The organism is Nonomuraea sp. NPDC005501 (assembly GCF_040605905.1).
In the GTDB taxonomy this organism is placed as follows: Bacteria; Actinomycetota; Actinomycetes; order Streptosporangiales; family Streptosporangiaceae; genus Nonomuraea.
The window spans coordinates 24,710-46,946 of record NZ_JBEXDT010000075.1 but is presented as its reverse complement, the minus strand read 5'-3'; the positions used below and the strand labels follow the sequence as shown (position 1 = coordinate 46,946).

Here is a 22,237-nt window from a genome sequence, read left to right as displayed (position 1 = left end):
CGATGGGGCCCTCGGGCGCCTTGGTGTCCCGGATCTCCGGACCCTCTACGTAGTTCACTTGACGACTCCGAAGGTGATGGCGAGCGGCGGGGCGACCGTCCCGGGGTGATGACCCTCGACTGGGCCAGCGGGGCCGGGTACGGCATCAGCAGCGCCCCGCCGAGGATCAGGCAGGCCCAGCGCCGGGGGAGGTTCTTTCTCACATCCGTGAGTATATGTCGACGATTATTCGCTGACGGAGTAATGCGCCCTGAGAGAAATGCGCCCCCAGCGAAAAGGGCGATGAATGGCGCGGGGCCGGGTCTAGCGTTTGGGCAATAGTCCGAGAGAAAGGCGACCCATGACGGAGACCCCGCGCGCGCAATGGCCTGACCAGCTCAGCCAGCGCCTGCTGAAGGAACGCATCCTGGTTCTCGGCCAGGAGGTCGACGACGACATTTGCAATCGGCTGTGCGGCGAGATGCTTTTGCTGGCGGCCGAGGACCCGAAGCGCGACATAACTCTTTACATCAATTCGCCGGGCGGTTCCGTGCACGCCGGGATGGCCCTGTACGACATGATGCAGTTCGTGCCGTGCGACGTGGCGACGGTGGCGATGGGCTTCGCCGCCTCCATGGGGCAGTTCCTGCTGTGCGCCGGCACCAAGGGCAAGCGCTACGCCCTGCCCAATGCCCGCGTCGTCATGCACCAGCCGCTCGGCGGCATCGGCGGCTCGGCGAGCGACATCCAGATCCAGGCCGAGAACCTCCTCTACACCAAGCGCCGCATGGCCGAGCTGATCGCCCACCACACCGGCCAGCCGCTGGAGCGCATCCAGGCCGATTCCGACCGCGACCGCTGGTTCACCGCCAAGGAGGCTCTGGAGTACGGGTTCGTCGACCACATCGCCGAAGGGATGAACTGACATGAGCGGACGCTACGTGCTGCCCTCCTTCACCGAGCGCACCTCCTACGGCGTGCAGGAGACCAACCCGTACGCCAAGCTGTTCGAGGACCGGATCATCTTCCTCGGCACCCCGATCGACGACACCTCCGCCAACGACGTCATGGCGCAGCTGCTGACGCTGGAGTCGCTCGACCCCGACCGCGACATCAACCTCTACATCAACTCGCCGGGCGGGTCGTTCACCTCGATGGCGGCCATCTACGACACCATGCAGTTCGTCCGGCCGGAGATCCAGACGGTGTGCATCGGCGAGGCCGCCTCGGCGGCGGCGGTCCTGCTGGCGGCGGGCACGCCCGGCAAGCGGGCGGCGCTGCCGCACGCCCGGGTGCTGCTCCACCAGCCGTCCGCCGAGGGCGGGCGCGGGCAGGCGAGCGATCTGGAGATCCACGCGCGCGAGCTGCTGCGCATGCGCGACCAGCAGGAGGAGATCCTCGCCCGGCACACCGGCCGCCCGGTGCTGGACATCCGGCGTGACCTGGAGCGCGACCGCATCTTCACGGCCGAGCAGGCACGCACGTACGGGCTGGTGGACGACGTCTTCGCCTCCCGCAAACGCACCCTCGCCCCCGCCCGCTGACCCGCGTTCCCGGACGGGCACGGCCCGGGTGGAGAGCAGGGGGGCACTCTCCACCCGGGTCCGGGCTGGGCTCGGCTGGGCCGGGCTGGGCTGGGCCGGGCTGGGGGGAGCTGGGGCGGGTTACGGCAGGGCGGTGCGGGGGAAGGCGAAGACGGCCCGGCCGCAGCGCTGCGGGGTGGCCGTCTCGGTGGCGCACTGGTTCCTGGTCCACTCCGTGAGCGACCAGACCATGCCGGTGGCGTAGTTGTACGACAGCGACTCGGGATGCAGGGACCAGCACGCGCGTGGCGAGCTGTACGGGTTGGAGCAGGTGTGGGACCTGCCGGTGGAGGTGCTCAGGGCCCACAGCTGGCCCCGCTCGTCCAGCCGGCTGTGCGAGACGTACCAGGTGCCGTTCCAGGACAGGACGCCCTGCATCTTGCCCACCTGGGCGCGGTACGCCTGGGCGGCCGGGGTGTAGCCGCGGGAGTCGCCGCTGAGCAGGAAGTTCGCGCCACCCAGGTGGTAGCGGTACAGGCGGCCGTGCAGGGCCGGGTCGCTGAAGTACTCCACGGCGGTCAGGCTGTCCGGGGTGGTGCCGCGGTCCAGCGAGATCGACGCGAAGCAGGGCACGCCCGAGTCGGTGCTCATCGAGCAGGTGCCGCTGGCGTAGCTGTAGAAGCCGATCTCCGGCAGCACGTACTGGTAGCCGTAGGCCGCGTAACCCGAGGCGGTCCTGCCGATGGCCGAGCTCCCGTCGTTGACCTGGAGGATCTCGTTCATGCTGAAGACCCGGATGCCCGTCGAGTTGGCGCCCGTGGCGCTGACGTAGAGCTTGTCGCCGTACCACGCCATGCCGCCGATGTGCGCCTTGGCGGGGCCGAAGGTGTTGTTGGCGTAGCTGGTGGCGTTCGCGTTGGCGGTGCCGTCCGTGGGGGCGACCAGGTAGACCCAGCGGTACTTCGGCGCGGACGGGTTCGTGTAGTCGATGAACGCGACCCTGGCGTCGTTGTTGCGGGGGCTGCTGCCGCATTCGGCGGAGTTGCAGTGGTTCCAGCCGCCGAGCATGACCTGGTACGGCCCCCAGGCGCCGTGGTCGTCGGCGTCGCCGGAGGTGGTCACGCTCTGCGGGATCCAGGTCTCGGTGTCGGCGTCACCGGTGTCCCAGCACCAGCTCACCGTGGCGGCGGGCAGGATCGGCAGGCCCGCCGCCTCGGTGGTGTCACAGGCGCGCATGGGGTGGTTGACGCTGCCCATGACGTCGCCGAACCCCACCGGCGTCAGGCCGGCCTGCGCCTTGAGCGTGGCGAGGCCGGTCGTGGGGTGCCAGACGAGGCCGGCGCCGGGGACGGCGACGAGCGGGGTTCCGTATGCCGAGTCGTCCACCGGGCCGGCGTACGCGGCGGTGGCCGCGGCGAGCGGAGTGATCAGGAGCAGGAGAAGGGCGGCGAGTCTCGCGATCGACGTGGACAAGGGGGTGTCCTCTCCGTGGGGGGGTGGGTGGAGCAGGAGCGGCGCGGGTCACCTCCTCGAACGTCGCGGGGACCGGGGGCTCAGAGGGGGGCCGTGAAGGCGTAGTCGCCGGAGGCCAGCTCGACGGCCAGCACGCCGCGCCACTCGCCGGCCACCCGCACGCCCTCGGCCGCCTCGACCGGCAGGCCGCCCTCGCGCACGGCCGCGGCGTCGGAGGTGGGGACGTGCAGGACGGCCGTCGCGCCCGGTGGCACCGACGCCTCGACGCGGACGCCACCGTCCTCCCGGCGCCAGCCGCAGGCCACGCGGCCGTACGGGGTCTCCTGGTGGGCCCGGGCCCAGCTCAGCCGCCCGCCGACGGTGGGCCGCAGCAGCAGCCGCCGGTAGGCGACCGAGCCGGAGTCCTGGTCGATGCCGGCGACCCGCCCGTACAGCCAGTCGCCCACGGAGCCGAGCGCGTAGTGGTTGAAGGAGTTCATGTTCGCCGACTGGAAGCCGCCCTCCTCGGTCCAGCCGTCCCAGCGCTCCCAGATGGTGGTGGCGCCGTGCCGGATCGAGTAGCACCAGGACGGGAACTCGTCCTGGTGCAGCAGCGCGTACGCCAGGTCGGCGTGGCCGTGCTCGGTCAGCACCGGGCACAGCAGCGACACGCCGAGGAAGCCGGTCGTCAGGTGCCGGCCGCGGGCCTCCACGTCGGCGGCCAGGTGATCGGCCGCGGCCGGCACGAGATGGCCGGGCAGCAGGTCGAAGGCCAGCGCCAGCAGGTAGGCGGTCTGCGTGCCGCCGGCCACGCGCCCGTCCGGCTCGACGAACGCCTCGGCGAACGCCTCCCGGATCGAGCGGTGCAGCTCGCCGTACGCGGCGGCGTCGTCCTTGCGGCCGAGGACGGCGGCGGCCTGCGCGGTGAGCTGGGCGGAGCGGGCGAAGTAGGCGGTGGCCAGCACCTCCCTGGGCGTCTCCACGCCGATCTGCAGCCAGTCGCCGTAGTGCTGGCCCACGCGGGAGCGCCAGATCAGGTCGGGGTTGTGCCGCCGGACGTGCTCCACCCAGGCCGTCATCGCGGGGTACGAGCGTTCGAGCACCCGTACGTCCCCGTACGCCTTGTACAGGTGCCACGGGATGATGACGCCCGCGTCGCCCCAGGCGGGGGCGCCCTCCTGGGTGACGCACACCTTCGGGGCCACGTTCGGGAACGCGCCGTCGGCGTCCTGCCCGCTGACCACGTCCCGCATCCAGCGCGCGAAGAACGCGGCCACGTCGGCGTTGCGGGCGGCCGTCGGCAGGAACACCTGGGCGTCGGCCAGCCAGCCGAGCCGCTCGTCGCGCTGCGGGCAGTCGGTCGGCACCGAGACGAAGTTGCCCCGCTGCCCCCACACGATGTTCGCCTGGAGCTGCGTCACCACCGGGTCCGAGCAGTGGAACTCGCCCGCCGCGGGCGTGTCGCTCATCAGCACCACGCCGGTCACGTCCCCGGCGCGCAGCGGGCCGGGCAGGCCGCTGACCTCCACGTACCGGAACCCGTGGAAGGTGAAGCGCGGCTCGAACACCTCGACAGGCTCCCCGGCCGCCACGTAGTGGTCGGTGGCCTCCGCAGTGCGCAGATTGTCCAGGTACAGCTCGCCGTCGTCGAGCATCTCGGCGTGCCGCAGCCTGATCGCGGTGCCGCGGGGCAGGCCGCGCAGGGTCAGGCGGACCCGGCCCACCATGTTCTGGCCGAGGTCGGCGATGTGGCGGCCGTCGCCGCGCGGCGTGACCGACACGGCGGGCAGCTCCGCCACCGCGCGCACCGGCCGGTCGGTCGTGGCGGTCAGCGCCGACAGGTCGCGGTCGAGGACGACGGCGGGCGTCCAGCCCTGGTCGTCGTAGCGGGGCGCGTCCCAGCCGGTCAGCGCCAGGCGCGCGTCGAACCGCTCGCCCATGAGCAGGTCGCCGTACACGATCGGGCCCCGCCGGGTCCGCCAGGTGCCGTCGGTGGCGACGACGCGGCGCGAGCCGTCGGCGAAGTCCACGACGAGCTGGGCGAGCAGTTGCGGCGCCGTGCCGTAGTGCAGCGCCTGGTGGCGGGCGTCGAAGCCGACGTAGCCGCTCCACCAGCCGTCCGCCAGGATCGCGCCGAGGACGTTCTCGCCCTCGCGCAGCAGGTCCGTCACGTCGTGCACCTGGTACGGGACGCGCTCGTGGTAGTCGGTCCAGCCGGGGGCGAGCTCGTGGTCGCCGACCCGGTGGCCGTTCAGCGACAGCTCGTACAGGCCGCGGGCGCTCACGTACACCCGGGCCCGCACGGCGGCCGCGTCGAGCCGGAACGCGCGGCGCAGGTGCGGGGAGGGGTTCAGCGGCCGGGTCCGCTCCGTGCGGTCGTCGTCGGCCGGCGGGTCGACGATCGGGATGAGGGCGGGGTCCTCGCCGATCCAGGCGGCCGTCCAGTCGCCGGCGTGCAGCAGGCCCGTCTCGAACCAGGACGTCGCCTCGCCCGCCGGCGCGCCGGCCGCGTCCCACAGCGAGACCCGCCAGTGGTAGCGGGTGCCGGACTGCAGCGGCGGCCCGTCGTAGCGGACGTACGGGGTCTCGGGCGGCTCGACCAGGTCGGTGTCCCACAGCAGCCTGCCGGGCTCGTCGAGGTCCTCGGGCCGCGCGGCCACCCTCAGCCGGTAGGCCGCCGGGGTGTCGCCCCGCCGGTCCGAGGCGAGCCTCCACGACAGGCGGGGACGGGGCTCGTCCAGCCCGAGGGGTTCCTCCAGGAGTTCGCAGGTCAGGCCGTATGGGGTCAGGCTGGGCACGATCGTCCTTCCTCTGCCTGTTCGGGGAGTTCTTCGGTGGTTGTCGTACGGCCTGGGTGTCAGGCCTTCCCTCGGACCGGCGCGCCGGGTGACGGGCCGGCCGGCCGGGCCGCGAGGCGGCCCGGCCGGACGCGTGGCCGGGACGAGGAGGCTGCGGAAGGAAGTCCGTCGCACCGAGGCCGCGGGTATGACCGGCTCGTGTCCGGGCTGTTAAGGAGCGGACACGAAGCATCATCCGAGGCGGTGCGGTCCCGCAGATAGCACTAAAGACATCAGACTTGGACAAAATTGACCTGATCTGTACGGCTAGGGTGGCTGCGTGACGGGATCGCCGCTCAAGATGTCCCGCGGGTTGCTCTACTTCGACGACGGCTCGCCCGCCTACGCGAGCCGCTTCACGCACGAGGGCGAGGAGCCGGTCCACACGCACAGCTTCGTCGAGATCGCCGTCGTGGTCGCCGGAACCGCCGTCCACCACTCGCTGTCCGGACGCCAGGAGCTGCGGGCCGGCGACGTCGTGCTGCTGCGGCCCGGGGTGTGGCACGGCTACGAGCGGTGCGCCGGACTCGACCTGTACAACTGCTGCGTCGGCACCGACCTGCTCCGCGGCGAGCTGGCCTGGACCCGCGAGGACGCCCGGCTCGGCTACCTGCTCTGGACCGGCCCGCACTCCCTCCAGCGCCGCGGCCTCCTGACCGCCCATCTGCACGATCCTGAGCTGATCGCCGGCGTCGGCTACCTGGAGCAGCTCGACCGGCTCCGCGAGCGCCGCATCCAGGACCACCGGGCCGACGTGATCGGCTGGCTGTCCCTCTTCCTCGGCCTGCTGTCCCGCACGGTCAGCGCCGGCCAGGACGAGGTCGCCCCCGGCACGGCGCTGACCCATCCGACCGTCATGCGGGTGGTGCGGATGGTGGAGGCCGAGCTGGCCCGGGAGTGGACGCTGGGCGAGCTGGCCGGAAGCGTCGGACTCAGCCCGGCGTACCTGGTGCGCCTGTTCAGGACGGCCACGGGGCTGCCGCCGATGGCGTACCTGGGGCGGCTCCGGGTGGAGACGGCGGCCGACCTGCTGCTGCGCACGGACGAGCCGGTCACCTCGATCGCCCAGGCGGTGGGGTGGCCGGACCAGAGCTACTTCGCGCGGCGCTTCAAGGGCTACTACGGTCTGAGCGCCACCACCTACCGCACCCGCTTCCGCACCCACCTCCCCTGACCGGGGCTGCGTGCCCCCATCAGGTCCCAGCTCTTCCATGCGGGGGTGGTGCGGACGGCGATGGTGCGCCGGTCGCCCGTCGCCGGCGACGGCAGGGCACCGGACCACGCGACGACCATGAAGCGTGTCATCGGCGCTGCTCCTGCGGTTCGCCGGTGATCCAGTTCCAGTCGGCGATCGTGGCGCGCATCAGGCGGGCGGCGGTGGACAGGTGGCTGCCGGCGCCCCAGTACAGGGTGACCGCGCGTCGGCAGTCCGGGCTGTCGACGGGGACCCAGACGGCATGGACGCGCGTGGAGCCGCTCAGGGCGAAGGCGGGGACGAGACCGACGCCGAGCCCCGCGCTGATCAGGGCCGCGATGGCGCTGGGCTCGTCGACCTCGCAGACGATCTTCGGGGTCAGGTCTCGTGCGGCGAAGAGCCGGTCCAGGAGCCGCCGCTGCCAGTGCCCTCTGCCGGCGCTGACGAAGGCCTGGCCGGCGAGCTCCTCGACGCTCACGGAGGCGCGGCCCGCCAGCGGATGGTCGAGCGGCATGGCCAGCCCCACCGCCTCGTCGAGCAGCTCCACCGACTCCAGGCCCTCCGCGGGGATCGGCTGCGAGGCGACACACAGATCGACGTCCTGGGAGCGCAGGCGGCGGGCCATGTCCTCGGCCGGCGCCCAGCGGAGCTCGACCTCGACGTCGGGGTGGGCGCGCTTGTAGGCCGCCAACGGCCCGGTGAGCGTGAGGAAGGTCTCCGAGGCCAGCCGCACGCTGCCCACCCCCTCGCTGGTGGCCTCGGCGACGGCTCGCCGCCCCGCGTCGAGCTCGCCCAGCGCGCGCTCGACGTGATCGCGGAAGAGCCGCCCCGTGTCGTTCAGCCGCAGCCGGCCGCTCCGGTCGAACAGCGGCGCGCCCAGCTCGCTCTCCAGGCGGGCGATGGTACGGCTCAGCGAGGGCTGGGCGACGCGCAGCTCCTCGGCCGCGCCGCTGAGATGTTCCAGCCGCGCCACCACCAGGAACTGCCTGAGCGAGTTGAACTCCATCACGCCTCCAGATGTATCGCGCCGCAGCGATATCGATCTCAGAGAAGATAACTCGCCCGCCATGACGTCTGGATGTTCGCGGCGCGGCCCCGGGCGGCCCGCCACGACGGTCAGGATGACCTGGGGCGCGGCGCCAGCGCCGCCTCGATACGGTCATGGATCCCGGCCGCCTCCGCCGAGAGCGGCGGCCTCCGCACCGTGGGAAGACGGCCGACCTGCCGCAGCACCAGCATCGCGAACCGCTCGGCCTCGTGCTCCTCCGGCTCGGAGTATGTCGTCCGGCCCAGTACCGAGCGGACCATGGCCGGGTCCAGCGTCGGCAGCAGGATCCGCAGCAGGGCGTCGGGGGCGATCGGCGCCGACACGTGCTCGCACACCATGTGACCCAGTTCGTGCAGGATGATGTGCTCCTGATGGGAGCGGCTCGTCCGCTGCTCGTAACAGATGTAGTCGACCGTGTCGGTGGCCAGCCACATGCCGCTCGGGCCGTCCGCGGAGGCGTCGACGGGCCTGAGCTCGATGCGGCGCCGCCGGACCCGCGCCACCTGGTGGGTGAACTCCACGATGTCGAACGGGTGCGGGATCTCGAGTCGCTCGACGATCTCTTCCAGGCGTTCGCCGCTCACGAACCTCCCCAGGGCGCGCATCGGCAACTACACCAACATCATAGGCGCTCGCGTCGCCGGCGGGGCGCCCGCGATGCTTCAACCGAAGTTGAAGCACACCGCCGTCGTCCTTTGCTTAGATTGACAGGGATGGCGGCGTCGCGGCATTGTGGCGCGTAACTGTGGTTTATCCACCTTCACTAATCCAGCAATGCAGGCAACACGGTCCGTAGCTCGTCCCCGTGGGAGGTCAGGCATTGGCAGGCGCGTCATCCGGAACGGCTGCGGGATCACCTGGCGGCGACATCAGCTTCGGCGTCCTGGGGCCCTGGGAGGTCCGGGTCGGCCAGGACCCGGTGGCGGTGCCGGTCGGCCAGCTACGGACGGTCCTCGCGTCGTTGCTGCTGTCGGTCGGCCAGTCGGTCTCGACGCCCACGCTCGCCGAGCGGCTCTGGCCGGGCGAAGGGCCGGGCTGGCCGCGCGGAGCGGTGCACACCTATGTCACCAGGCTGCGGCGGCTGATCGGGGCGGACCTCATCCAGACCGAGCCGGACGGCTACCAGCTCCAGATCGAGCCCGACGCGGTGGACCTGCACCGCTTCCGCGGCCTCGTGCGTCGCGCCGACGACGCCGGCTCCGCGGAGGAGGAGATGGCCCTGTTACGCGAGTCGCTGCGGTTGTGGCGCGGGCAGCCCTTCGGCAACGCGAGCGGCCCCTGGCTGGAAAACGAGGTGATACCCCTCCTGACCGAGGAGTGGTTCGCCGCCACCGAGCGCAGGATCGACCTGGAGCTGGCCAGTGAGCCGCCGGGGCGTCTCGTCGCCGAGCTGTCGGAGCTGACCAGGCGTTACCCGAGCCGCGAGCCGCTGTGGACGCGCCTGATCACCGCTCTGCACCGCAGCGGCAGGCGTGCGGAGGCGCTGAGCGCCTACCAGCGCGTACGTACGGTCCTGCGCGAGGAGCTCGGCCTGGACCCGAGCGAAGAGCTGGTCCAGCTGCACCAGACGGTGCTCAAGGGCGACACCGGCGACCACCCGGCCGGCACGGCCGCCCGGCGCCGGACACCGAGCCCCCGGCAGCTGCCGCACGGCATCGTGCGCTTCACCGGCCGGGAGGAGGAACTGGCGGCACTGGACAGGCTGACCTCAGGCGTGGCGGCGCCGGGCCGGAACGGCAGCGGCACGAACGCCCCGATCATCGTGACCATCGACGGCGCTCCCGGGACGGGCAAGACGACGCTGGCCGCGCACTGGGCCCACCGGGTCGCCCATGACTACCCCGACGCTCAGCTCTACCTCAACCTGCGCGGCTACGGACCGAGCGAGCCGATGACCCCGGCCGCCGCGGCGGAGAGCCTCCTGCGCGGTCTCGGCGTCGAGAGCGACGCCATCCCCGTCGACGTGGACGAGCGCTGCGCGTTGCTGCGCACCGTCCTCGCCGACCGGCACGCGCTCATCCTGCTGGACAACGCCCGCAACGCCGACCAGGTGCGCCCGCTCCTGCCGGGCGCCGGCGGCCTGGTCATCGTGACCAGCCGCGACCAGCTACGGTCTCTGTCGATCCGTGACGGCGCGCACCGTGTCACGCTGGGCGCGATGCCCGAATCCCAGGCCGTCGAGCTGCTGGCGGCGGCGGTCGGCCCCGCCCGGGTCGCCCGCGAGCCCGCGGCGGCCTCCAGGCTGGCCGAGCTGTGCGACCATCTGCCCCTGGCGCTGGCCATCATCGCCGAACGCGCGCAGCGCGCCGCCACGCTCGCCGAGGTCGTCGACGGGCTGGAGGACGAGAAGGCCCGCCTCGACAACCTGGGAACCGGCGAGAACGATCCGAACATCGACCTGCGTGCCGTTCTGTCCTGGTCCTACGCGGCGCTCAGCCCGGCGGCGGCCGCCACGTTCCACGCGCTCGGCCTGCACCCCGCCAGCGACATCGCGCTGGAGACGGTCGAGGCGCTGGTCGACCTGCCGCCCGCCGAGGTGAAGCGGGGCCTGGACCAGCTCGTGGCGGCACATCTGCTCGAACAGCGCCGCCCCTGCCGTTACCAGCTGCATGACCTGATCCGGCTGTACGCCGTCGACCAGGCACGGCTGCACATGCCGCGCGGCGAGCGGCAGGCAGCCGTGCGGCGATTCCTCGATCACTACCTCTTCACCGCCGTGAGCGCCGACCGGCATCTGGTGCCGTACCGCCGCCGCGACTTCATCGCGCCGATGCGGCCCCGCCGGCGTCCCCTGGCGTTCGCCGACGCCGACGAGGCGATGGCATGGCTGGAGCTGGAGTACGACTCCCTCCGGGCGGTGACGTCGTGGGCGGCCTCGAACGGGTGGGCCCACTACTCATGGCGCACGACCATGGCCATGACCAGCTTCTTCGACGCGCGCATCCCGTGGTCGGACGGCCTGGACAGCCTGAAGTCGGCGGTACGCGCGGCTCGGGCCGCGAGCGAGCCCGTCGGCGAGGCCTACACCCTCAACTCCGTGGGCTGCATCTACTCCGACAGAGGCGACGTCGATCTGGCGGAGAGACATTTCCGCGAAGCGCTCGTCCATTTCGAGCGGAGCAAGAACCCGTACGGCGAGGCCATGGCACTGTGCAATCTCGGCATGACATATGGCGAGGCCGGAGAATACGGAAAGGCCCAGCGGCTCCTGATGCGTGCGCTGGACCTGCACGAGCGGAACGAATATCCCCGTGGAATCGCCCTGGCCCTGGACAACCTGGGAATCGCGCGGACCGTGGCAGGCGACTACCGGAGCGCGGTCAAGGCGTTCCAGCAGGCGCACAGGATCAACCTGCGGCTCAGGGAGTACACCTCCGACGCGATGTGCCTGCGCAACCTGGGCCGCGCCTACGTCATGACGGGCGACACCCGGGCGGCCGTCCGCGCCTTCCGCCAGTCCGTCGACCTGTTCCGCCTTACGAGGAACCAGCGCTGGGAGGCGATCACCCTCGCCGATCTCGGCAACGCGCTCAACGAGGCCGGACACGACGTGCTGGCCCGCGGCATCCTGCGGACGGCGCTCGAACTGATGGGCGGGCTGGCGGACCCGCGGGCCCACCACATCGAGGCCGTTCTCGCGTCCACCGCGTGAGCGGACGCCATCGGCGCGGCCGGGCCTTTCCCAGGGAGATCTCAGCGCCGACAGGTCGGTGACAGGCCGGAGAAAGGCTGTTCTCCGCGCGCCGGGGTTAGCCTTCCGTCGGAGCACATAGCCGCACGTTTCCTGGAGGTGAGCAGGGACCGGTTATTCACGGCTATAGGTCCTTCGATTTTCTCCCGAGAAAGGCTGGAAAGAAAAATGAGCGTTTCCCAGAAGCTCGACTTCGACCTCAAGAACCTGCCGATGGACGTTTTCGACCTCGCCGACAGCGGTCTCGCCATCGAGTCGCTGACCGCGGGCCACGGGATGGCGGAGAACGGCGCGTCCGTGCTCTGCCCGAGCGTCTGCAGCACCTCGACGTCGTCGACGAGCTCGAGCAGCAGCTGATTCCCGGCTGGGCCGCCGGCGTGGCGCCGGCGGCCCGGCTCCGGCGCTTCCGGAGGACATGGTGATCTTAACGAGCGGCGCCCACGTGGAGTCGTCTGTCGTGGTGCGGGTCGCGGGTGTGCCGGTGGCGGCGTTGTCGCGACTGCGCCTGGACAGCGCGTACGGCCGGGCGGAAGGGCTGGCCCGGCTGGCGGCCACGTTACGGCGCGACGGCGAGGCGTTGTCGGAGGCACTGTATCCCCTGATCGGAGCGCTGGACGCCGGTACGGCCAAGCCGGCTCTGGTCGGCTTGCGCAGGGCGCTGCACCAGCGACGACTGCCCCGCGACACCGAATGGAACGCGCGGGTCGCCGCGCTCGTCCCCGCCGAGATCGGCGACGCGATCGAATCCTGGATCGTCACCAGGCACCGCCTCGATGACGGGCGACGCGCACTCGACGACGTGTTCGCCTCCGAGCTGCGGGAGAAGGAGCTCGTCCTGCGTGAGGTGGCAGGTCATCCGGGCTTCCGCCGGGCCTTGTCCCAGGCCAGCCCGGCCCTGTTCGGCGAGCTGGCCAAGTGGCTGGCGGACGCGCGGCGACGACCGCGCAGGCAGTCACTGGCGCGGCTGGCGAAGTACCTGGCGAGAGCGGCCGCCAAGACGAGCCCCTACGGCACCTTCATGGCGAGTGGCACCGGGACGTGGGCGGACGGTGCAGCGGGTGAGTCACCCGTACGGTTCGCTCCCGCGGAGATCCAGGGAGTGCTGGAGATCCACACCTTCCTGCTGCAGCGGATCGGCGAAACGCTGACCCGCGATCCACGCCTGGCCCGGCACCTGGTCCTGCGGGTCAACCCGAGTGCGACCCGCCGGGACGCGACCATCAGCTTCCTCGGGCGCTCCGCCGACGAACCCATCGTGACCCTGCCGGCCACCGCCGCGGTCGAGGCATGCCTGAGCCTGGCGGCGGGCCGCCCGGGATCCACGCCGGCCGAGCTCCGCTCCGGCCTGGCGGGCGGCGCCGCCGACGAGTCCCCGGTCGAGGCGTTCCTCCAGGCGTTGGTGCGGGCCGGACTCCTGGAGGAGCAGCACCCTGTCGCCGACCAGTCGACCGATCCGCTGGGCGACCTGGCCGCGTGGGTCGCGGACCACGGGGGAGCCGAGTTCGCGGACGTCGTCCAGGCGTTGCGGCGCGTACGCCGGCAGGCGCGGCTGCCCGTGGCCGTGGACGACGTCGAGGGGCACTGGAAACGGCAGTACGAACTGGAGGCCGCGCTCACCGACCTGGCGCAACCGCTCGGGTTCGAGCCGGCCGCGCTTGACGGGCAGGGCAGGCACACCTTCCGCGAGAACGCCGTCTTCACGGGTCCGGTGGCGGAGGTCGGGTCGGCGGCGTGGCGTCCGGCGCTCGAGGACCTGGACGTGGTACGGCGCTGGCTGGGCGCCTTCGACCTGACGCTGCCGTTCCGTATCGCCCTCGCCGCCTACTTCTCCGAGCGCTTCGGCCCGGGTGCCCGCGTTCCCCTCCTCGTCCTGCACCGGGCGCTCCAGGAGGTGCTCGCGCAGGACGCCGAATCCGCCGAGCTGAGCGATGCGGCGCGCGAGGTCGCCCGGCTGATGGGCCCGTCCCTGGGGGCGGGCGGCGCTCTGTCCGAGAGCCGGCTGCCGCAGCTGCGGGAGCTGGCCGCGATCCAGCGGGAGGCACGTCAGGCGGTGCTCGCCCAGCCGGAGAGGGACGGCGTCGTGAGCGTCCCGGCGGAGGTGATCAGGAAGCTGACGGAGGACTGGCCGTCGTGGGTGGTGCCCCCGCGCTCCCTGGCCTGCTATGTGCAGGTCGTCCCCGGTCACGGCGGGCTCGGGCTGGTGCTCAACGCGGCGCACACCGGTTACGGCCGTGGACGGAGCAGGGTGCTGGCCCTGATGGCGGAGGCCACGGGCGAGAGCCCGGCCACGGAGCGCCGGCCGAGTGCCCGGGTGCTCGCCGAACTGGGCGGGGTGGCCGCCTCGGCGTTGAACAGACGGGTGCCGCACGTGGCGTACGAGATCGACTATCCGTTCGCGGTCAGCAGCCGTCCCGTGGAGGAGCGCATCCCTCTGGGAGACCTCGGGATGGTCCTCGATCCGCGCAGCGGCCTGCTCACGGTGGTCTCGGAGCGGCTGGGCGCCGAACTCTCCGCCCTTCATCTGGGCATGATGTCCGACCTGCTGCTCCCACCGGCGGCTCGCCTGCTGATCCAGGTCTCGGGAGAGACGCACTACGTGCATCCCAGCATTCCGTTGCTGGCCGATCCGGCCGATCTCGACCTCCCCGTGTCGCCGGTGGCCTATCCCCGGGTGGACATCGGCGGCGTGGTGATCCAGCGTGCCCGCCGGATCGTGCCGAAGGAGATGCTTCCGGAACGCGCCAAGGGCGAGGACGACGCCGCCTATCTGCTGCGCCTGGTGTCGTGGCTGCACGAGCACGACATCCCGGTGCGGTCCTTCGTCCGGTTCGCACGTCCGGACGAGGGCGAGGGGACGGGGGACTGGACGCAGTGGATCTTCGACAAATCCCGCAAGCCCGTCTACGTCGACTTCGCCAACTGGTTCCTGGTCACGGCCTTCGAGAAGATGCTGCGGAGTTCGGGGCCGATGGTGATCTTCGACGAGGTGCTGCCCGACTTCGAGGACGCGCTGGGGCCGGACCCCGACGACCCCAGCGTCACCGAATTTCTCATCGAGATCTCTGACCAGGACGGCCGGAATGCATGAATCAGACTGGGTCAGCGCCCACGTCTTCTATCACGAGAACCTGGACGCGCTGCTGACGGACGCGGCCGGTCCGCTGATCGCCGAGCTCGCCGGGCGGGGGCTCGCGGAGGACGCGTTCTTCCTGCGGTACTGGGACGGAGGGCCGCATCTGCGCTTCCGTGCGCTGCCCACCGACCCCGCGCACCGGGCCGAGGTGGAACGGGTCATCACGGAGAGGTTCGAGAAGTATCTCGCCGAGAATCCGGCGGGCCGTTCCATGAGCCGGCAAGACTATGCCGCCGTGGGCGAAGCCCTGGCCCGGTGGGAGGGACTTCCCGGCCACACGGCGCAGCTCGCCCCGAACAATTCCGTGGCGTTCATCCCGTACCGGCGGGAGCACGACCGCTACGGCACCGGGGCCTCGATGGAGGCGGTGGAGCGGCACTTCACGGAGTCCAGCCGCATCGCCCTCGGCCTCCTGTCCGCCGGCCTGCGGCCGGAGGACCGCACCACCGCGGGGACCGCGATGATCCTGCTCACCTGGTTCTGCGGTGAGCAGGATGCGGCCCGGCTCGCTCCGTGGGTCAGGGTCGACCAGGACCGGCCCGGCGACGTGACCGAAGCCGGCCTCGCGGGAGCGACCGCGCAACCGACGGAGCACCACCGTGATCGCGTCGTCGGCCTCGCTCGCGCGATGAGAGAGCTCGCCAGGCACCTGGAGCAGGTCTCCGGGCCGGGCTCCCTGGCCGATTGGGCCCGATCGGTGTCCACGCTCCGTGAGGCGCTGGCCGCCGAGGCCGCCGCCGGCCGGTTCGAGCCACCGCCCCGGGGCTGGGAAGGGGAGGGCGCGGTCAAGGCCCGGCAGGTCCTCACCGTTCTCGACATCTGCGCTCACCTGGTCTGCAACCGGCTGGGCGTGACCGTGCAGGAAGAGGGGGCCGTCCGGCTGCTGTGCGCGGACGCGGTGGCCGTGCTCGCGGAGGAGGAGAGATAGTCCGTGGACTGGAACAGCATTCACGTCCGCTACTACGACCATGACAAGGACCCGTTGATCCTGCACGGAGTGCGCCCGCTCTTCCGTGAGCTGGCAGGGCGGGTGGACAAGCTCTTCTACACCCGGCACTGGCGGCAGGGACCCCATCTGCGGCTCAATTTCCGCACCGACCACGACACCTTCACGCAGGTGGTGTGGCCGGCCGCGGAGAAGATCATCGGCGGCTGCCTGGCCGAGCGCCCGTCAACGCTGCCGCTCGACCCCGGGCAGGAGCTCTCCTCGCATCAGCGGCTGGCCGAGCTGGAGCGGGAGACCGGCCCCCTGACGCCGTGGTTCCCCGACAACACCCTCCGCGTCGCCGAGTACGACGACCGGGAAGAGGTCCTGGGCGGGGAGCACATGGCGGAGCTGGTGGCGGATTTCTACGCCGACACCACCGGCCTCGCCTTCGCGATGACCGAGGCCGGTGGCGGCGCGCGACGGCGGCAACTGGCGTTCAAGCTGATGGTGGCGACGGCGCACCGCCTGTCGGGCACCGACATCTCACAGGGATACTTCACCTTCAGGTCCCACGCCGAGGCGTTCCTGTCGACCTTCCCGGAAGCGCGCGGGATGAGGCCGTTGTGGGACGGCTACTACCGCGAACACCGCCAGACCCTCCTCGCCCAGCTGCGGGCGGTGCTCGGCGGCGACGACGTGGACGCCTCGCTGCTGTCGGACTGGGTGGCCGCGCTCATCCCGTACCAACGGCGGGGGGCGCGGCTCCTCGAACAGGGCGCGTTCGTCGTGCCGACCGTCAGCGCCGAGGAGGAGTCGAAGCTGGCCGAGTCGAGTCCCTTTCATCGCGCGGGCTACGCCGATCCCGTGTGGGCGCAGATCCGGGACGCGCCCGAGTTCCTCCTGTACCGGCTGATGCTCAACCTCACCTATCTGCACCTGACCCGGCTCGGCCTCGCCCCCGTCGAGCGCTTCCTCCTGTGTCATCTGCTCGCCGACACCGTGGAGACGTACCTGGAGACACCGGTGCGGGAAGGACGTGCGTCATGACCGGCGAGGCTCCGGCGTACGAGGAGCATCTGCGGCTGCGGCCGGGGGTCTACAGCGCGACGGGCGCGGACGGCGAGCTGCACCTGTTCCGTCATGATCTGTGGCGGAGGGTGGAATCGTTCGGGCCGGTGGGCGCGGGCGGTCGTGCCGTACTGCGTCGCCTGGCCGAGGGGCCGTGCCCGCCGTCGGAGCTGACGGCGATCGGTGAGTCCGACCCGGGATTCCTCGCAGCCCTGCGGAGCGGGGGATGGGTGACGACCACGCTGAGCCGTCTCGGCAGGCCGTTGTACACGGTGCAGCCCGTCCGGGCGCCCGCCCCGGACGTGGAGCAGGACCTCCACCACGAGGTGAAGCTGTCCGGTTTCGCGGTGTTCCGGCGTGAGGGGGAGGACATCCTCGCCGAGGCCCCGGCCTCGTGGGCACAGGTGCTGATCCATGACCCGGAAGTCGCGGCCGTGCTCACGGAGATGGCGCGGCCGCTCTCGACGGACACGTTGAAGGGCCCGCTGCCCGAAGAGCTGATCGCCAGGCTGCTGCGCGATCTGAGCTGGACCGGCATCGCGATCCCCGCCGGGAGCGACGCGGAGTCGCAGTGGCGCCTGCGCCAGTGGCGCCCGCACGACCTGTGGTTCCATTCGCGCAGCCGCAACGGGAACGGAGGCTACTTCGACGCCGGATTCGGCCGGACGAAATGGGGGCAAGGGCAGTTCCCTCCGCTCCCCGCGCGCCGGGAACCCTATCCGGGACCCGCGGTCGACCTGCGGGTACCGGTCCTGGACGAGATCCGCGTGCGCGACCTCCGCCTGACCGACGCCATCGAGGAGCGGCGCTCGATCCGCGAGCACGACGACGACCGCCCGATCACGGCCGACCAGCTCGCGGAGCTGCTCTACCGGTGTGCCCGGGTACGCCGGGTCAACGTGTGGGAGGGCGTGGAGTACGTCGACACGCCCCGTCCCGCCGGCGGCGGGGTCGACGAGCTGGAGTTGTACCCGGTCGTCCGGAATGTCGCGGGCCTGGCGCCGGGCATGTACCACTACGACGCGCACGAGCACAGGCTGCGCCCGGTCTGCGAGCCCGGCCCCGCGGTCGGGCGGCTGCTCGCGACCGCGGGCCGGGCGGCGGCCACCACCACGTGGCCCCAGGTCCTGATCGTCGTGTCGGCCAGGTTCGGGCGGGTGATGTGGACGTACGAGGAGATGCCGTACGCCCTCATCCTCAAGCATGTCGGGGTGCTCTTCCAGACCATGTACCTGGTCGCGACCGCCATGGGACTGGCCGCCTCCGGTCTTGGCGGGGGTGACGCGCCGGCCTTCAACGAGGCCACGGGAGCCGATCCGGCGATCGAGGCCAGCGTGGGCGAGTTCATGCTCGGGAGCCGGCCGAGCCCGCCCGCCGACGAGGAACAGGAGTAGACGAACGTGGGCCTGCTGCTACGCCCCGATGCGTTCCATGCCCCGGATTCCGCAGGGATGTACCTGCTCACGTACCGGGGAGCCAGTCATCTGAAAGGCCGGTCCGCCGGGCCGCTGATCGACCTGCTGAAGCCCTACCTCGACGGACGGCACACGCTGGCCGAACTGACGGAGGAGCTGCCGCCCGAGCGCCGGGCCGCCGTGGAGAGCCTGCTCACCGCGCTGCTGGAGCGGGACGTCGTGAGAGACGTCGGCACCGCGGAGCAGGAGGCGGCCCTGGAATATCCGGAATATCCGGAATATCGCCATGAGGTGGCTTTTATCGCGCATTTCCGAGACTCGCCTATCACCATATTTCGGGCATATCGGGATAAAGTGATGCTCGTTCTGGGGTCGGGGGACCTGGTGCCGTGGGTGGCACGTGCCGCCCTGCGCACGGGATCGCGCCTGGTGAAGATGGCCACCCCGGAGCCTCAGGACGTCGCATGGGTCGAGCGCGGGCGGCGTACCCCCGACCAGAAGGTCGAGCGGCACCGGCTCGCCGACTTCAGCGAGGAGGGACTGCTGCCCCTGCTCGAAAGCGCGGACCTCGTTCTGCACGTCTCCGGCGGCGCGGCTCATGAGCCGCTGCTCGACAGGCTCTGCGCGGAGCGCAGGATCCCCCTGGCTCAGGCGGTCCTGCTGGACGGCGAGGTCTGGCTCGGCCCCGAGGACCTCGGCACGCGATCGGCGGCGAGCTGGACGGCGGGCCGGCGCCGGGTGGCGGCCCGGCCCGCGCAGCGCTCGCCCGTCGCCGTCGATCAGGCGCAGGCCGCCGCCGTCGCCGGTGTCCTGGTCCACCTGGCCTTCCGGACCGCCACCGGCCTGCTGGACGACCACCATGCCCGGCTGACCAGGATCGACCTGGCCACGCTGCGCCGTACGTCACACGCCTTCGTCCCGCACCCCTACCTCCGGCCGGCGGAACCCCCGCTCCCCGGTTTCGCCGGCCCGGCCGGCGACGTTCTCGGCCGGGAGGAGTTCTCCCGGCGGGCGGTGGTGTGCGCCGACGATCTCCTGGGAGTGTTCGGGGAGCCGACCGAGCGCGACTACGCGCAGATCCCCCTGCACGTCAGCGAGGTGGAGGTACCCGACCCGGCCGGACTGCTCGGTGGCGCCGTCTCCAGGGTCGTCGGAACGGGTCTCGACTTCGAGTCCGCGCGCCACCAGGCCGCCCTGAAGGCGTTCGCCGTCTACGCCTCGCTGATGGTGGATCCGCGCCGGCTGCTCTCGGCCGACGGCCGCGCTCCGCTGGCCACGCCGGAGTCCGACCCCGACTCCCTGCTCGCGGACCTGCGAGCCGGAAGGATCAGCGGGCTCGTCCTCGGCCGCCGGCTCACCGACGGCGGAACGCGAGCCGTCGCCGCGGACGTCGCCTTCCCCGCGCTGTCCGGCACGGGCCGGGCCACCGCGGGAATCCCCACGGGAGTCCCCACAGGCATCGCCGCGGGATACAGCTGGCAGGAGGCCGTCGACGTCGCGCTGGCCGAGCAGGCGGGACGGGTGGCGCTCGCCGATCTGGAGCACCGGACGACGCCCGTGCCCCACTTCGACCTGGACACCGGGTCGCTTCCACCGCGCGGCGAACGGTACAGGTCCATGCTCCGGGTCACGGGCGAGGCGGTCACGTGCTACGACCTCACCGGGCCGTCGGGGATTCCGGCCGCCATGACCTACCTGGGTGACACGCCTGTCGGGTACGCCGCCGGCTCGTCGGCGGCCGACGCCGTGACCGGCGCGCTCGAACAGGCCCTCCTCCATTACCAGGCGCGGCAGAACGACCAGGCCGCCTACGCGCCGCCCGCCCCGCCGGGAATACCGCCCGGGCTGCGCGGTCCGGCGACCCGGCGCTTGCCCGACTCCTTCCGCACCGACTCGGCGATCCTGGTGTCCGCGCTGGCCGGACGCGGTCTCTCGCCGGTGGCGGTGCCCCTCGACCACGATCGTGAGGTTCATTCGATCATGCCGTACACCGTCCGCGTGGTGCTGACCCATGCATGAGATCGCCGTCCTCGGCGAAGGGCTGCTCGCGGAGAGCATTGTCGCGGCGCTGTCCGGCAGCGGATCCTCCGTCTCGCCGCTCCTGACCTCCGGTGCCGTCGCGGCCGTCGTGGCCCATGACCGCTGGGACCTCTCCGGCTACGCCCGGGTCAGGGCCTCCGCCGAGGAGGCGGGCGTGCCCTGGCTGCCCGTACGTGCCGAACTGGGCCGGGTCGTCATCGGCCCGCTGGAGGTGCCCGGGCTTCCCGGTTGCGTGGACTGCGGCGAGTTCCGGCGGAGGCTGGCCCGTCTCCAGCCCGACGGGCACGAGACGGTGTGGCGGGAGCACGGGGCCACCCTGTCCGCGATGCCGTCGGCCTGGCTCACCGGGTTGGCGGCCGACCTCGCCGCCACCCTGGCCGCCGAGGAGATCGCCCGGCTCGTCAACGGGCAAACCGCGCGCACGAGATCCGCCTTCCTCTACGTGGACCTGGAGACACTGGCCGTCGAGCCGCACCCGTTCCTGCCCGACCCGCTCTGTGACACCTGCGGGACGCTGCCGCCCGACGACCGCTCGCGGGCGGGCATCTCCCTCCGGTCCCGCCCCAAACCGGCCCCGGACGTCTACCGCCTCCGCTCGATGATCGGCGAGGTGGACCCGCTCAAGGCCAGGTACGTCGACGGCGAGAGCGGTCTCATCCGATCCGTTCTCAAGAGCACCGAGGGCGGCATCGTCGTCGCCGCGGCGCCCATGGGTCTGCGCCAGGGGTCGACCGAGTACGGCTTCGGCCGTACCCGCAACTACCAGGGCAGCCAGGTCACCGCCATGCTGGAGACGCTGGAACGGCACGGCGGCATGGAGCCCGGGGGAAAGCGCACCACGGTGTCGGCCAGTTACGCCGAGGTCCGCCGCGACGCGATCGACCCCCGGACACTCGGTCTCTATCCGGCGGAGCGGCATCGGCTCCCCGGCTTCCCGTACCGCCCGTTCGACGAGGAGCAGGTGTGCCGCTGGGTCTGGGGATACTCCTTCGCCCGCAGCGCTCCTGTGCTGGTCCCCGAGACCTACGCCTACTACCGGGCCCGCCACCATGACGCCGCCCGCCCGCCGTTCGTCCAGGAGGTCTCCAACGGCTGCGCCCTGGGCGGCAGCCTCGAGGAGGCCGTCTTCCACGGGATCCTCGAAGTGGCCGAGCGCGACGCCTTCATGATGACGTGGTACGCGCGCATGCCGGTCCCGCGCATCGACGTGACCTCCGCCCGCGACTCGATGATCCCGCTGATCATCGAAGCCGTCGAGGCCGAGACCGGCTACCAGGTGATGCTCTTCGACACTACCCTCGAACAGGGCATCCCCTGCGTCTGGGCGATGGCCGTCGATCCAGGCGACGACGAGAAACGTCCGAAGGCCGCGTGCTCGGCGGGCGCGCACCCCGTCCCGGAGCGCGCGATCGAGAACGCGCTCAACGAGCTCGGCCCCCTCCTCGCCGACCTCGTCAAGCGCTATCCCGACCACATGGACGAGGCCGGCCGGATGGTGGACGACTCGTCGCTGGTGAAGGAGATGGAGGACCATCGCCTGTTGTACGGCGACCACAGGACGTACGACCGGCTGCGGTTCCTCGTCGAGACGCCACGGCGGCGGCACATCGACGACCTTCCGGCGCCGGCGCGACTGCGCAACGCCGATCTGCGGGACGACCTGATCGAGCTGGTCGACCGCTACCTCGTCACCGGTGCCGACGTCATCGTGGTGGATCAGACGACCCCCGAGCACGAGGTGTCCGACCTGGCCTGCGTGAAGGTCGTCATCCCCGGCACCCTGCCGGTCACCTTCGGCCACGACTACCGGCGGGTCGACGGTCTGCCGAGGCTGTACGAGGTGCCGTACCGGCTCGGATACCGGGATCGGCCCCTGGAGCCGCAGGACGTCAACCCGTACCCGCACGCTTTCCCGTAGAAGGGCCGGT

At 71.6% G+C, this 22,237-nt stretch carries 16 protein-coding genes; 11 read left to right on the top strand and 5 right to left on the bottom strand.

The window, feature by feature from the left end; translation table 11 throughout:
• The first annotated feature begins 340 nt into the window (after nucleotides 1-340).
• Nucleotides 341-904 (top strand): ATP-dependent Clp protease proteolytic subunit, encoded by a 564-nt coding sequence (locus tag ABZS51_RS30465; RefSeq protein WP_310709119.1) that lies wholly within the window; start codon nucleotides 341-343, stop codon nucleotides 902-904.
• 1 nt (nucleotide 905) lies between these two features.
• Nucleotides 906-1,523 carry an ATP-dependent Clp protease proteolytic subunit gene (locus ABZS51_RS30460; RefSeq protein WP_355448060.1) on the top strand — a complete coding sequence of 206 codons (618 nt, stop codon included), beginning with the start codon at nucleotides 906-908 and terminating at the stop codon, nucleotides 1,521-1,523.
• Between the two features lie 120 nt (nucleotides 1,524-1,643).
• On the opposite strand, the gene ABZS51_RS30455 is transcribed toward ABZS51_RS30460, so the two are convergent.
• Both ABZS51_RS30455 and ABZS51_RS30450 read right to left on the bottom strand, forming a co-directional pair.
• A complete protein-coding gene (locus ABZS51_RS30455; protein ID WP_355448057.1) occupies nucleotides 1,644-2,975 on the bottom strand; it encodes a hypothetical protein in 1,332 nt (443 codons plus the stop codon).
• A gap of 80 nt (nucleotides 2,976-3,055) precedes the next feature.
• Nucleotides 3,056-5,752: a family 78 glycoside hydrolase catalytic domain gene (locus tag ABZS51_RS30450; RefSeq protein WP_355448054.1), complete on the bottom strand. Its 2,697-nt coding sequence runs from the start codon at nucleotides 5,750-5,752 to the stop codon at nucleotides 3,056-3,058.
• Nucleotides 5,753-6,071: 319 nt separating this feature from the next.
• Between ABZS51_RS30450 and ABZS51_RS30445 the strand changes: the two genes are divergently transcribed.
• Entirely contained in the window at nucleotides 6,072-6,965 is an 894-nt protein-coding gene (locus ABZS51_RS30445) for an AraC family transcriptional regulator (protein WP_355448051.1), read from the top strand.
• Here the strand turns inward: ABZS51_RS30445 and ABZS51_RS30440 are convergent.
• The 3 genes from ABZS51_RS30440 to ABZS51_RS30430 all read right to left on the bottom strand — a co-directional run bounded on the left by ABZS51_RS30440 (nucleotide 6,932) and on the right by ABZS51_RS30430 (nucleotide 8,618).
• Nucleotides 6,932-7,096 (bottom strand): hypothetical protein, encoded by a 165-nt coding sequence (locus ABZS51_RS30440; RefSeq protein WP_355448048.1) that lies wholly within the window; start codon nucleotides 7,094-7,096, stop codon nucleotides 6,932-6,934. The genes ABZS51_RS30445 and ABZS51_RS30440 overlap by 34 nt on opposite strands.
• The gene (locus tag ABZS51_RS30435; RefSeq protein WP_355448045.1) at nucleotides 7,093-7,992 is read right to left on the bottom strand and encodes a LysR substrate-binding domain-containing protein; all 900 of its coding nucleotides are present in this window, start codon (nucleotides 7,990-7,992) and stop codon (nucleotides 7,093-7,095) included. The genes ABZS51_RS30440 and ABZS51_RS30435 overlap by 4 nt, the downstream gene beginning before the upstream one ends.
• A gap of 110 nt (nucleotides 7,993-8,102) precedes the next feature.
• Nucleotides 8,103-8,618, bottom strand: a complete 516-nt coding sequence (locus ABZS51_RS30430; RefSeq protein WP_355448042.1) for a hypothetical protein — start codon at nucleotides 8,616-8,618, stop codon at nucleotides 8,103-8,105.
• Between the two features lie 236 nt (nucleotides 8,619-8,854).
• Here ABZS51_RS30430 and ABZS51_RS30425 point away from each other — a divergent pair, with 236 nt between their 5' ends.
• The 8 genes from ABZS51_RS30425 to ABZS51_RS30390 all read left to right on the top strand — a co-directional run bounded on the left by ABZS51_RS30425 (nucleotide 8,855) and on the right by ABZS51_RS30390 (nucleotide 22,227).
• Nucleotides 8,855-11,686 carry a BTAD domain-containing putative transcriptional regulator gene (locus ABZS51_RS30425; protein WP_355448039.1) on the top strand — a complete coding sequence of 944 codons (2,832 nt, stop codon included), beginning with the start codon at nucleotides 8,855-8,857 and terminating at the stop codon, nucleotides 11,684-11,686.
• Between the two features lie 207 nt (nucleotides 11,687-11,893).
• Nucleotides 11,894-12,082 carry a thiomuracin/GE37468 family thiazolyl RiPP peptide gene (locus ABZS51_RS30420; protein WP_355448036.1) on the top strand — a complete coding sequence of 63 codons (189 nt, stop codon included), beginning with the start codon at nucleotides 11,894-11,896 and terminating at the stop codon, nucleotides 12,080-12,082.
• A gap of 85 nt (nucleotides 12,083-12,167) precedes the next feature.
• On the top strand, nucleotides 12,168-14,813 hold the full coding sequence (locus tag ABZS51_RS30415) for a lantibiotic dehydratase (protein ID WP_355448033.1): 2,646 nt from the start codon (nucleotides 12,168-12,170) through the stop codon (nucleotides 14,811-14,813).
• Nucleotides 14,806-15,786, top strand: coding sequence for a thiopeptide-type bacteriocin biosynthesis protein (locus ABZS51_RS30410; protein ID WP_355448031.1), 981 nt, complete (start codon nucleotides 14,806-14,808; stop codon nucleotides 15,784-15,786). Before ABZS51_RS30415 ends, ABZS51_RS30410 begins: the two co-directional genes overlap by 8 nt.
• 3 nt (nucleotides 15,787-15,789) lie before the next feature.
• Nucleotides 15,790-16,833: a thiopeptide maturation pyridine synthase gene (locus ABZS51_RS30405; protein WP_355448028.1), complete on the top strand. Its 1,044-nt coding sequence runs from the start codon at nucleotides 15,790-15,792 to the stop codon at nucleotides 16,831-16,833.
• A complete protein-coding gene (locus tag ABZS51_RS30400) occupies nucleotides 16,830-18,248 on the top strand; it encodes a SagB family peptide dehydrogenase (RefSeq protein WP_355448025.1) in 1,419 nt (472 codons plus the stop codon). The genes ABZS51_RS30405 and ABZS51_RS30400 overlap by 4 nt, the downstream gene beginning before the upstream one ends.
• Before the next feature lie 57 nt (nucleotides 18,249-18,305).
• The gene (locus tag ABZS51_RS30395) at nucleotides 18,306-20,288 is read left to right on the top strand and encodes a YcaO-like family protein (protein ID WP_355448022.1); all 1,983 of its coding nucleotides are present in this window, start codon (nucleotides 18,306-18,308) and stop codon (nucleotides 20,286-20,288) included.
• Nucleotides 20,281-22,227 (top strand): TOMM precursor leader peptide-binding protein, encoded by a 1,947-nt coding sequence (locus ABZS51_RS30390; RefSeq protein WP_355448019.1) that lies wholly within the window; start codon nucleotides 20,281-20,283, stop codon nucleotides 22,225-22,227. The genes ABZS51_RS30395 and ABZS51_RS30390 overlap by 8 nt, the downstream gene beginning before the upstream one ends.
• Nucleotides 22,228-22,237: the final 10 nt, after the last annotated feature.